The organism is Myroides albus (genome assembly GCF_009711045.1).
Lineage (GTDB): Bacteria > Bacteroidota > Bacteroidia > Flavobacteriales > Flavobacteriaceae > Flavobacterium > Flavobacterium album_A.
Genome location: NZ_WMJX01000007.1, coordinates 42745 through 55858 on the forward strand (window position 1 = coordinate 42745; position 13114 = coordinate 55858).

Sequence of the window (13114 nt, forward strand, 5' to 3'; positions counted from 1 at the left end):
GTCAACAATCTATGCAATATTGCATGGAGAAATTGTCTATTACAATCAAGCAATTTTAACGTATTAACAGACACAAATCATGTTAAATAAAATAATTGAGTTTTCTGTAAAGAATAAACTCATCATAGGGCTATTTGTATTAGCTCTAATCGGTGTTGGTATTTACCAAACATCCAAACTGCCAATTGATGCAGTACCAGATATTACGGATAATCAAGTACAAGTAATTACCGTAGCTCCGTCGTATGGAGCAACAGATATAGAGCGTTTAGTTACCTTCCCTATCGAGCAAGCCAATAGCAATATTCCCGGCATTAAGAATATGCGTAGCTTCTCTCGTTTTGGGTTATCACTGGTAACTATTGTTTTCGAGGAAGATGTCGATGTTTATTGGGCAAGACAACAAGTGAGCGAACGCTTAAATCAAGTAAAAGCAGACATCCCACAAGACATAGGACAACCTGAGTTAGGTCCAATTTCCACAGGGTTAGGAGAAATCTACCAATATGTAGTAAGACCCTTAGAAGGATATGAAGATAAATATGACCTAACAGAACTGCGTTCTATCCAAGATTGGGTAGTGCGTCGCCAACTACTATCTGTCAAAGGAGTAGCTGAAGTAAGTAGTTTTGGAGGAAAACTAAAACAGTATGAAATAGCTGTAAACTCAAATAAATTGGATGCTTTTGGCATTACCATTAATGATGTATTTACCGCTTTAGAAAACAACAATGAGAATACAGGTGGAGCCTATATCGAAAAAGGTCCCACCGTATTATATATCCGAACAGAAGGATTGGTAGGTAACATTAAAGATATCGAAAGCATCGCCATTACTTCTAAGCATTCTGAGCATCCAATTTTAATTAGAGATGTAGCAAAAGTACAGATAGGACATGCTACCCGATATGGTGCCATGACCTATAATGACAGGGGAGAAGTTTCTGGAGCTGTAGTAATGATGCTTAAAGGAGAGAACAGCAATGAAGTTATCAAAAATGTAAAAGACAAAGTAGCTGAAATACAAAAAACACTACCTGAAGGAGTGGTGATAGAAGCTTTCCTTGATCGTACTAAAATGGTAAACAACGCCATAGGTACAGTAGAAACAAACCTTACTGAAGGAGCTCTTATCGTAGTCTTTGTATTAGTACTATTCTTGGGAAATATGAGAGCAGGACTATTAGTCGCTTCTATTATTCCCTTAGCCATGCTGTTTGCGATCTGCATGATGAACCTCTTTGGGGTAAGTGGAAACTTAATGAGCTTAGGGGCACTCGATTTCGGACTGATCATTGATGGTGCCGTTATTATCGTCGAGGCTGTCCTTCATCAATTCTCACATAATGCACGGTATAAGTCAATGAATAAACTTTCACAAGATGATATGAACAAAACCGTCATACACTCAGCTTCTAAGATGATGAACAGTGCTGTTTTTGGTCAGATCATTATCCTAATTGTGTATATACCAATCCTAACATTAGAAGGCATTGAAGGTAAGATGTTTAAACCAATGGCACAAACTGTAGCTTTCGCCTTATTAGGAGCATTCCTTTTATCGCTGACCTATGTACCAATGATGAGTTCACTGATCATGAGTCGTAAAGTGACTCATAAGCCAAACTTCTCTGAACGCGTTATGGCAAAACTCGAAAAGTTCTATCAAAAATGCCTTGTTAAAGTTTTAGAACTACCGAAAACGATATACGCAGTAGTTGGGGTATTATTTGCAATTGCCTTGTATATCTTGTCTACCCTTGGAGGCGAGTTTATTCCTTCCTTAGAAGAAGGTGACTTTGCCGTAGATACGAAAGTTTTAACAGGAAGTACCTTAACGACAACTATCGAAAGTACACAGAAAACAGCACATATCTTAAAGACACGCTTCCCTGAAGTAGAGAAAGTAGTAACCAAAATCGGTAGTGCTGAAGTACCTACTGATCCAATGCCTATGGATGCCAGTGATATGATGGTCATCTTAAAAGATAAAAGCGAGTGGATCTCAGCAGAGAGCTTTCCAGAACTTGCAGAAAAAATGACGAAAGCCTTAGAAGAAGTTCCTGGAGTAACTGTGGGATTCCAATTCCCAGTACAAATGAGATTTAACGAATTAATGACAGGTGCCCGACAAGATGTAGTCGTAAAAGTCTTTGGTGAGGACCTAGATCAATTAGCAGAAATAGCAGGAAAAATCGGCCATATTGCCAGCACAGTTAAAGGGGCAACTAACTTATATGTAGAACCAGTGACTGGCATGCCGCAGTTATTGATAGAGTATAACCGTCCAGCGATTGCACGCTATAGACTTTCTATTGCTGAAATCAACCGAATTGTCAATACCGCTCTTGCAGGCCAAAGTACCGGTATGGTGTATGAAGGTGAAAAGCGCTTCGATATGGTAGTACGCATGGATGAGGCCAATCGCAAAAACCTCTCAGACATTCAAAATCTACTCATCCCTACTCCACTTGGCAATCAAGTACCTTTAAATCAGTTGGCAACAGTAGAAATAAAAGAAGGACCTAACCAAATTCAACGCGAAAACGCACAACGCAGAATATTTGTCGGTTTTAATGTAAAGGATAGAGATGTACAGAGTATAGTAGAAGAATTGCAACAAAAAGTAGAAGCGCAAATCAAACTTCCCACTGGTTATCAAATCACTTATGGAGGTCAATTTGAAAACTTAAACGAGGCAAAAGCGCGTTTGGCTATCGCAGTACCTTTAGCGTTAGTGCTAATTTTCTTATTGTTGTTCTTTGCCTTTAGAGATATCAGAGAATGTCTGATGATATTCACAGCCATTCCCTTATCCATCATTGGAGGGGTATTTTTGTTAGCGTTGAGAGGAATGCCTTTTAGCATCAGTGCAGGTGTGGGATTCATAGCCTTATTTGGAGTAGCAGTACTGAATGGTATCGTGCTTATTGCAGAGTTTAACAGACTCCAAAAATCAGGTGTAAAAAATATAGTTTACGTAGTAGTTAGAGGTGCTACCTCGCGACTACGCCCCGTACTAATGACTGCATGTGTAGCCTCATTTGGATTTCTACCTATGGCATTGAGCAATGGAGCAGGTGCAGAAGTACAACGACCTCTGGCAACGGTGGTAATCGGAGGATTGATGTTAGCAACATTCTTAACCCTTTTTGTATTGCCATTGCTGTATATCACTTTTGAACAAAAACTAAACTTTAGCTTTATGAAAAAGAAAAAGGCCATTACCGCAGTAGTCGTTTTCCTTGGATTAGGACTCACTGTTAATGCACAAACACCTATCACTATAGAGAATGCAATAAGTCAAGCTATCGAGCATAACAGTAGTATACGCACAGAAAAACTAAAAACAGAGTATGCTAAGGCTTTTATAAAAACCTCTACAGATATACCCCAAACTACCCTTACGGGAGAATTTGGGCAAATCAATGGTCCTTATACAGATAACAAATTTACTGTTACACAAGAAATAGCATTTCCTACGGTGTACAATAGACAAAAAAAGGTATTCAAAGCCGAGTACCAACAAAGCATATACGACCTTGAACTAAAAACCTTTGAGCTAAAAAAAGCGGTAACTCAAGGTTTCTATGACTTTATGTATTGGCAAGAAAAAGAGAATCTATTACTCAAGGCAGATAGTTTATACGCTAACTTTTACAATAAAGCGGCTTTACGACTACAGAAAGGTGAAAGTAATATTCTGGAAAAAACAACAGCCCAAAATCAACAAATGAGCATTCAAGCGCAGCTAAGTGAAGTCCAAAAAACAAAGAAACTTATCTTAGTAGAACTCCGATATTTGCTGAATACTGCAGAAGACATTAAGCCAGTTGTACAAGAGCAACGCGCAGTCTTAAATACTATCGAGAATGATTTAGAAAACAACCCTGTTTTACAAGCCATTGAAAATCAAAAGGCAATAGCCGAAGGACAAACTAAACTTGAGCGCTCGAAACAATTACCGAATATACAAGCGACTTATAATAACAGTAGTTTTATGGGGCTGGCTGCCAATGATGTCTACTATGATAGAAACAATCGCTTTCACGCCTTTCAAGTAGGGATTAGTTTACCTCTGTTTACAAGCGGACAGAGAGGGCGAATTAAAAGTGCACAAAAAGCAGAAGAAGTAGCAGCAGCTGAATACACAACTGCTAAGGAACTCATGAATTCTCGTTATCAACAATTGTTAGTATCTCATCAAAGCAATGCGGAGGTTCTAACTCATTATGAAAACTTCTCATTTGCAAATGCGGATACAATTGCAAAAACGGCACAATTGCAATTCATTAACGGGGATATCAATTACCTCGAATATGTAATGTTGATTAATCAGTCAATAGAGACTGTCAATAGATACCTCGATACATTAAAAATGTACAATGACAATGTTATTCAAATCAACTATTTAACCTCTAACAAGTAATCATCATGAAATCTAACTATATTCAAACGCGCAGTTTTGTACTAATCCTTGCTTTAGGAAGCGCGATATTCTTTACGCAATGTAAAAAAGAACAACCTACTGAAGAAACCACAACTACAGTAGCAGAAAATGAAACAACTGTACATTTAACAGATGCACAGATGAAAAACACAGTGATTGAAACAGGAACTCTATCTGAGCGTAAAATTGCAACAACACTAAAACTCACAGGGAAAATAGATGTCCCTCCACAAAACTTAGTTTCAGTTACCAACCCGTTAGGAGGATATCTAAAGAGCACGAAGTTACTACCTGGTATGCATATCAAAAAAGGTGAACTCATCGCGATGATGGAGGATCCGCAGTATATTCAATTACAACAAAATTACCTCATCGCCAAAGACAAATATGAGTTTGCCAAATTGGACTACAATCGCCAGAAAGACTTGAATGCGAGTCAAGCCAGCAGTGACAAGGTAATGCAGATAGCTCAAGCAGAAATGAACAATCAACGCATCACAATGAATGCTTTGGCTCAACAATTAGCCTTAATCAATATCAATCCGAGTTCCTTAACCCATGACAATATTAGTCGTACAATCAGCATATATAGCCCTATAAACGGATTTGTCAGTAAGGCTTATGTCAATGTAGGCAAGTATGTCACTCCTTCTGACGTGATGTTTGAACTGATCAATCCTTTAGATATTCACTTGAATCTGAAAGTGTATGAAAAAGATTTAGATAAGTTGGAGATAGGACAGCGCGTCGTAAGTTATACGAATGCCAACCCAGACAAAAGATATGAAGGAAAAATTATTTTAATCAGTATGGATGTCAATGCAGACGGTGTATCAGAAGTGCATTGCCACTTTGAAGAATTTGACAAAAAACTGGTTCCAGGTATGTATATGAATGCCGATATCGACACACATGCCCAAGTATCGCAGGCGCTACCAGAGGAAAGTGTCGTTTACTTCGAAAAGCAGAACTACGTATTTGTCCAAACGGAGAGACAAACTTATGAAATGACACCCGTGCAGATTGGGCCAAAAGAAGATGGCTATATACAAATAAACAATCCTACAGAACTATCGAATAAGAAAATAGTAACTAAGGGAGCTTATACACTGCTAATGAAACTAAAAAACACAGAAGAAGAGGAATAGCAAAATCAAAAAAAGGAGTAGGTAATCGATTACCTACTCCTTTTTTGATTTTATCAACTATGACTTTATATTTATTCTTTAATCTTGATATCAAAACTTGCTGAACAATAGCCTTCAGCTATAACCTCAACCGTAAAGTCTTTATTATCCTCTTTATAAGTAGGGTAAACAACAATATTTATTTGGTGAGTGCCACTTACTTTTTTCACCCAGATATTTTTGGTCTTAATCTCATCTGTTAGTATTTGGTTCCCAGATGAATTAGAATCAAAAAAGCCAAAACTTGGACTTAGTGTAAACGAACTTGGACTAACTGTCACAACTTGCTCGCCGCCCTGCACTTCAAAGGTCAAAGAAGTTTTACTAAGTGTGACCACCTTAGGGCAATCTCTTGGAGGAATAAAATCTGAATCTTCACAAGCACAAAAAAAAGGTATAACGATAACAACAGCGAAATACAAATATATCTTCGATAAAAAATGAGGAATAGTCATGCAGCTTTTTCCTTCAAAAATACTATATATGACCAAATCAATAGAAGTATAAAACGAAGATTTTTAATGCTTTACATCTATATTTCAAACCAAAGAAATACTTTTCAAAGACATTATGAGTAAAAGGCTATACACTACTCGCCTTCTCCTACTATTTGACTGTACCTTGCTTGAATCTCTTTTAACCTTGCTTTTTGTTCATCCGTAAAATCACCTAAATCCAAACCGTATCCTTCGCTAACTAACCTTGTCACTTCTTCACTTACAGCATTGAATGCTTTAGAGTGTTCCTCCTCCCCTTTAGAAAGCTTTACATACAAATCTGTTTGCTTATTTACTGCCGTTTCGAACTTGTTTAAAAACGCATCAATAGGATTAACTTTTACGACCTCTTCTGTCTTCTCCTGTTTTGATTCTGTTTCTTTATTCTTCTTACAAGAACTAAAAGTCAATATACACAGTCCTACCATTAACAACAGTTTACTGTTTTTGGTCAAAAAAATAGAGTGGTTATATTTCTTCATCTTTTATAGCGCGCTTTAAATTATAATTATGAATAACAAATGTAAAGAAAAAGTCTGTTTCGCCACACTCTTAAAATGGTTGACCATACAAAACTATAGACTCCTACCTAAACTCGAATAACTTCAAGACTTAGCGTCAACACTAAATCCATAAAGCAAAAACGACTAAGATATATCAAACATATCTTTTAAATATTTTTTTGTAAAAACACAGCTTGTGTATAGTGTAATTCTGATATAAACACTAACTTTATTCTCTCAACGCCTTATTCATGTGATTAAGGCTTTTTCTATTTTAAAACAATTCAGAAATTACTACTCACTATGGACAGACGCAGTCTATTAAAACTATCAGGTACCCTCTTTGCAGGGAGCATTCTTACACAAGGATATGCAACAACTAAAACTTTAGAAACAATTGCGGGATTAGATTTACCAACAAATGTTGACAATCCACTTTATCTACATTTTAACGAAAATAGCCTTGGTCTATCACCAAAAGCAAAAAAAGCTATTGTAGATGTACTATCAAACGTTAACCGATATCCTGAAAGTCACATAAATGAACTGCTCGCGACTATAGCTGATACTTTTAAAGTTGAAAAGCAACAAATTACCATTGGATCAGGATCCTCTGATATCATTAGAGGTTTAATCAATATGCAAGGTTATTTAGCGGCACAAGCTGGAAAAAAAATCCAACTTATCTCACCAGAACCTTCTTTTTCGTTGGCAGCAGAGCACGCCTCTGCTATGGGAATAAAAGTAGTTAATGTTCCTTTAGACAAAAACTTTTGTATGGATATCGCGACTATGAAAAACATAGCCGATGCATTTGACGGTCTATCAATATGCTATTTGTGCAACCCAAATAACCCTACAGGAACACTTACCTCTACGCAGACAATTGCAGATTGGATCACGCAAGCCGATGCTACAAAGAACTTCTTTATGGTGGATGAAGCTTACGCAGAATATATTACAGATCCTGCATTTGTCAGTGGAACTTCATTTATCAGAGAAAACAGAAATAATGTTATAGTGTTACGCACATTCTCAAAGCTATTCGCTATGGCGGGAATGAGATTGGGGTTCAGTATTTCAACTGAAGCAACAGCGAAAGCACTAAGTCCATTTATGGCAATTGAAAACATTAGTTCAACTACTGCTGTGGCAGGTACAGCATCTTTACTAGACAAAGCTTATATCAACGAAAGTAAGGCGATGAATACTCATTCACTAAAGATAACGACTGAGTTATTTGATCAAATAGACATTAAGTACTTAGAAAGTCATGGGAATTTCCTTTTTCATCAAATAAAATGTGAACCTGAGTTGTATACTGCTGAGATGAAAAAAGAAGGCATTATCGTGGGTCGTCCCTTTCCTCCATTGACTTATTGGAGTAGAGTTACCCTTGGTACAACGGAAGAAATGAACAAATTCTTATCAGTGATTAAAAAATTCAAGAAAAAAGGATGGGTATAATCCCTCAATCAATACGTTAAATTATGCGTCAATTTCTTTACACTATCGCCTTGCTAACATGCTCATTTATTGCACATGCCCAATCCGAAAAACTAAAGATCGAAAAGTTAAATGACAAAATGTATGTCTACACTACCTATCAAGAGTTTAATGGTGTACAATACTCCTCTAACGCCTTATATGTAGTAACTGACGATGGAGTATTGCTCATCGACACCCCTTGGGATAAAGAGCAATATGAACCTTTAGTAAATCACATCAAGCAAGCACACAACAAAGAGATTAAATGGGTAATCACTACCCACTTTCACGAAGATCGATCGGGAGGGTTAGATTACTTTAATAAAGCTGGAGCTCAAACGTATACCTTTGTACAAACTAATGAGATGCTAAAGGAGCGCAATGAACCTCAAGCACAACACACTTTTGATAAAGAAAGACACTTTACCTTCGGCAATGAGAAACTAACGGTTTATTTCTTAGGTGAAGGTCACACAAAAGACAATACTGTCGTGTGGTTTCCACAAGAAAAAATACTGTATGGAGGCTGTCTGATTAAGAGTGCTGAAGCTACAAGTATTGGAAATATAGCGAATGCAAATGTAAATGCCTGGCCTAAAACCGTTAAAGCGGTAAAACGCAAATTTAAAAAGGTGAAATCTATCATCCCAGGACATGATCAATGGAATATGTCAGGACATATAGAGAATACCGAACGTATCTTAGAGGAATACCATCGAGATAATTTAAATAAAAACAATTAATAAGTATAGTAAATCAATAAACTTAAGGTTATTAACAACAAAATGCCTATAGCATAGTTTCTAATCTTAAAGTCTTTTATTACTTTTGCATCATGGCAAAACAAGAGGATATTTTTAAGAACGTTGTTTCGCACGCGAAAGAGTATGGGTACATATTTCCTTCAAGCGAAATTTACGATGGTTTAAGCGCAGTATATGACTACGCTCAAAACGGTGTGGAGTTAAAGAAAAACATTCGAGAGTACTGGTGGAAATCTATGGTACAAATGCACGAGAATATTGTAGGAATTGATGCCTCAATTTTTATGCATCCTACCACTTGGAAAGCCTCAGGCCACGTCGATGCATTCAACGACCCATTAATTGATAATAAAGACAGTAAAAAGAGATACAGAGCTGACGTTCTTATCGAAGACTACTGTGAAAAATTATACCAAAAGGCTCAAAAGGAAATCGAAAAAGCGAAGAAGCGCTTTGGAGAAGCTTTTGACGAAGAACAATTCGTAGCTACTAACCCTCGTGTAGTAGAATATTTAGCGAAGAAAAAAGAGATTTTAGAGCGTATGGCTCGTGGTCTTGATTCAGGAGATTTAGCAGACGTAAAAGCACTTATTGAAGAACTTGAGATTGCTGATCCTGATACAGGTTCTAAAAACTGGACGGAAGTGCGTCAATTCAACTTGATGTTCGGAACTAAACTTGGAGCTTCTGCAGACTCTGCTATGGACTTATACTTGCGTCCTGAGACTGCTCAAGGAATCTTTGTTAACTTCCTAAACGTACAGAAAACTGGACGTATGAAGATTCCATTCGGTATCGCTCAGACAGGTAAAGCTTTCCGTAACGAAATCGTAGCTCGTCAGTTCATCTTCCGTATGCGTGAGTTCGAACAGATGGAGATGCAATTCTTTGTAAAACCAGGTGAAGAAATGAAGTACTACGAGTACTGGAAAGAAACTCGTCACAAATGGCACTTATCATTGGGTATGGGAGCAGAGAACTATCGCTTCCACGACCATGAGAAATTAGCACATTATGCTAATGCTGCTACTGATATTGAGTTTAACTTCCCATTTGGATTTAAAGAGTTAGAAGGTATTCACTCGCGTACTGACTTTGACCTTAAAGCACATGAGAAGTTCTCTGGAAAGAAACTACAATTCTTCGATAACGAAACAAATACGTCTTATGTACCTTATGTAGTTGAGACATCAGTAGGTTTAGACCGTATGTTCTTATCTGTATTCTCTAAATCATTAGTAGAAGAAACCTTAGAAGATGGTAGTACACGTACTGTATTGAGATTACCTTCAGTACTTGCTCCTACTAAAGCAGCAATCTTGCCTTTAGTAAAAAAAGATGGTCTTCCTGAGTTAGCTCAAGAAATTATCGAAGAACTGAAATGGGACTTTAATGTAGCTTATGACGAAAAAGACGCAGTAGGTCGTCGTTACCGCCGTGCTGATGCATTAGGTACACCTTTCTGTATTACGGTAGATCACCAGTCATTAGAAGACAAAACGGTTACTATCCGTCATCGTGACACGATGAAACAAGATCGTGTAGCAATCGCTGACCTTAAAAACATCATAGAAAACGAAGTATCTATGAAAAACTGGTTAAAGAAAATGAAGTAATCAGATAATTATTAAACATACGAAAGCTGTTCCTCACCGGAGCAGCTTTTTTTTATTTCTCTTAGGTATACATTTCTAGTTTACTGTATTCATGCCTTCGCTCTCCTCATTCAATCTCTCACCTGCCTTTCCAAAAATCAAGGTCATTAAATCTCCAGTCCATAGAGTTGGTATAACACATCACACTACCATTACTTTTCCCAAACCAAAAATTACGATGCCTATGAATAGCATCAACGAATGCCAAGACGCATACAGGATCTTACTTCTAAACCTTCAAATCACAATACACATCAAAACTACAACAGGTATCAGCCCTACACAAAAAGCATACATTAGTACAAATAGTTGTGTAAACAATGTATATGCAAATTCTTTATCCTTAATCATAATTACCTGAAAGTCCAGGTAAGCAAAAAGCAAAGTCCTCATCAAGTGAGAAAGATAGATACGCAATACCTTCACCGAAGTAAAACAGCTATACTCAGTCAATCTTCTCAAGCTGAATAGAAATACGTTCAAGGTGCATATTTACAATCCTACACTAAGTAGATAGACAAAAATTCTTGCTAACTACTCCTGATTCGATAATTAATCTGTACGTCAAATAGTCAATAAACCGATCTGACCTATACTTGTTAAACGCAAATTATTAATAGGCGTTTTCTTAAAAAACAAATCTCATACAGTATGAGCAGTTAACTAAGAATACTATTCGTTCTTGTCTAAAAGTACAATTAAACGCACATCAGCCTTTTCACATCAAAAGATATTGAAAACCACATTGGCTAAGTTCAATATAGATCCTGAGATAAACACGCTTCGAAATGATTGTGATATGATATCCTAATGTTCCCATAGTGATAGGCTAAAAATGGTATTTATTAGCCGACCAAATGCCCATCACAAGCCGACCACTCCTATTCAGGCTGTAAAAAGTACCTTTAAAAGTAGTTTTCGAAATACGCCTTTACGCATCAAAATACCTTTACAACAAACACAATAATAAGACGGAGCCAAAACATTCAATAAGTAAAAAAAAGAGAAGAATACAATATAAATTACTTATATTTAATAAGTTAGAATATGCTAAAAAACACAAAAAGCGTTCTTAATGTAGATTAAGCAAGACAACATAAGTTTGGTACTACCTTTGTAATAGATAACAAAACAATAAAAATTATTACCATGAAAAAAATAGCATTATTATTTGTAGCAACATTATTTTCGGTAGCTTCATTTGCGCAGACTAAATGGAATGTAGATAACTACCACTCATTTTTAAACTTCTCAGTAAAACACTTAGGAATTTCTTTTGTAGATGGTCGTTTTGACAAATATTCAGGAACTTTTGAAGGAACACCTGAAGATTTAACGAAGGGAGCATTCAAGTTCTCTGTAGAGATGAATAGTGTGAACACATCTATCGAGATGCGTGACAACCACTTAAAAACGGATGACTTCTTCAACGCAGAAAAGTTCCCTACAATGACTTTTGAAAGTACATCAATCAAAAAAGCGGGAAAAGATCAATACAAATTGGAAGGAAACCTTACTATCAGAGATGTCACAAAAAAAGTAACCTTTGACCTTACTTATGGTGGTCTATTAAAAGATGATGGACAAGGAAATACGAAATTGGGATTCCAAGCTTCTACTACGATTAATCGCTTTGATTTCGGAGTAGCGTACGATCCATCAGGACAAGCGATTGCTAAAGATGTAAAAATCAATGTAAACTTAGAGTTTACTCAAGTAAAATAATCCTTCTTGATATACCAAACTAAACAAAGAGGCTGTGGAGCAAATTTCTCCATAGCCTCTTTTCATATTTTACAGTACAAGCAAACTATTCTGTATAAAGACAAACTGCCACTAAATATATACGTTTTCAACAATAATAATCTTGCAATTCTGTCGTTTACTCTCTTCTCTTATACAATTGGATACTTGGGTTAGCGAAACAGGTTTAAATCGCTTCATAATCCCTAATGCGTTCAACCATTTGAGCAAGCGAATAGATGCCCTCTCTACCCATCGATCTGAATGTGGACGAATTAACAAACTGGGACGAACAATAACTGTTGAATTAAAACGCAAAGTAAAGATTACCCTTTCCAATTGCCCTTTTACTCGGGTATAGAAATTAGTACTCTTGTCATTTGCCCCGATAGAGGATACCATTGCAAACGTTTTAACGCCATTTCCCTTGCAATACTGAGCAAACTGCATCACATAGTCATAATCGATATGCTTTTGCCTTTCCTTACTACCTGCTTGCTTGCGTGTTGTTCCTAAACAGCTATAGGCTATATCACCAGTTATCAGGTGAGCCCACTGATCTATTTCTTCAAAATCGACAATATGCGTAACCAATTTGGGATGTTGAATATCCCACTCACTGCGTATAAAAATATCTACCTCCGTGAAATAATCATCACAGAGTAGCTGTCTAACTAATACTTTGCCGACTGCTCCAGTCGCACCAATAACTAAAGCCTTCATGTTATCTATTTATTTCAATTGTTCAAAAGTAATTAAACGAATCTAATATACTATTAAATATATTCAATATAATCACAATATTACACAATACAAACAAATATTTT

9 protein-coding genes are annotated in these 13114 nt (G+C 36.6%); 6 read left to right on the forward strand and 3 right to left on the reverse strand.

Going from position 1 to position 13114, the window contains the following annotated elements:
• The first annotated feature begins 79 nt into the window (after positions 1-79).
• On the forward strand, positions 80-4429 hold the full coding sequence (locus GJV76_RS05115) for a CusA/CzcA family heavy metal efflux RND transporter (RefSeq protein ID WP_155091561.1): 4350 nt from the start codon (positions 80-82) through the stop codon (positions 4427-4429).
• Positions 4430-4434: 5 nt separating this feature from the next.
• Positions 4435-5598, forward strand: a complete 1164-nt coding sequence (locus tag GJV76_RS05120; protein WP_155091562.1) for an efflux RND transporter periplasmic adaptor subunit — start codon at positions 4435-4437, stop codon at positions 5596-5598.
• A 71-nt stretch (positions 5599-5669) separates the two neighbouring features.
• Here the strand turns inward: GJV76_RS05120 and GJV76_RS05125 are convergent, their stop codons facing one another.
• Both GJV76_RS05125 and GJV76_RS05130 read right to left on the reverse strand, forming a co-directional pair.
• Complete coding sequence (locus GJV76_RS05125; protein WP_155091563.1) at positions 5670-6092, reverse strand: hypothetical protein; 423 nt, start codon at positions 6090-6092, stop codon at positions 5670-5672.
• Between the two features lie 134 nt (positions 6093-6226).
• Positions 6227-6616, reverse strand: coding sequence for a hypothetical protein (locus GJV76_RS05130; RefSeq protein WP_155091564.1), 390 nt, complete (start codon positions 6614-6616; stop codon positions 6227-6229).
• A 324-nt stretch (positions 6617-6940) separates the two neighbouring features.
• On the opposite strand from GJV76_RS05130, the gene GJV76_RS05135 reads away from it, so the two are divergent.
• The 4 genes from GJV76_RS05135 to GJV76_RS05150 all read left to right on the forward strand — a co-directional run bounded on the left by GJV76_RS05135 (position 6941) and on the right by GJV76_RS05150 (position 12269).
• Positions 6941-8104, forward strand: a complete 1164-nt coding sequence (locus tag GJV76_RS05135) for a pyridoxal phosphate-dependent aminotransferase (RefSeq protein WP_155091565.1) — start codon at positions 6941-6943, stop codon at positions 8102-8104.
• 23 nt (positions 8105-8127) lie between these two features.
• Entirely contained in the window at positions 8128-8868 is a 741-nt protein-coding gene (blaWUS, locus tag GJV76_RS05140; RefSeq protein ID WP_155091566.1) for a WUS family subclass B1 metallo-beta-lactamase, read from the forward strand.
• A 92-nt stretch (positions 8869-8960) separates the two neighbouring features.
• On the forward strand, positions 8961-10505 hold the full coding sequence (locus GJV76_RS05145) for a glycine--tRNA ligase (protein WP_155091567.1): 1545 nt from the start codon (positions 8961-8963) through the stop codon (positions 10503-10505).
• Between the two features lie 1188 nt (positions 10506-11693).
• Entirely contained in the window at positions 11694-12269 is a 576-nt protein-coding gene (locus GJV76_RS05150; protein WP_155091568.1) for a YceI family protein, read from the forward strand.
• A gap of 111 nt (positions 12270-12380) precedes the next feature.
• On the opposite strand, the gene GJV76_RS05155 is transcribed toward GJV76_RS05150, so the two are convergent.
• Positions 12381-13010, reverse strand: a complete 630-nt coding sequence (locus tag GJV76_RS05155; protein ID WP_155091569.1) for an NAD(P)H-binding protein — start codon at positions 13008-13010, stop codon at positions 12381-12383.
• Positions 13011-13114 lie beyond the last annotated feature (104 nt).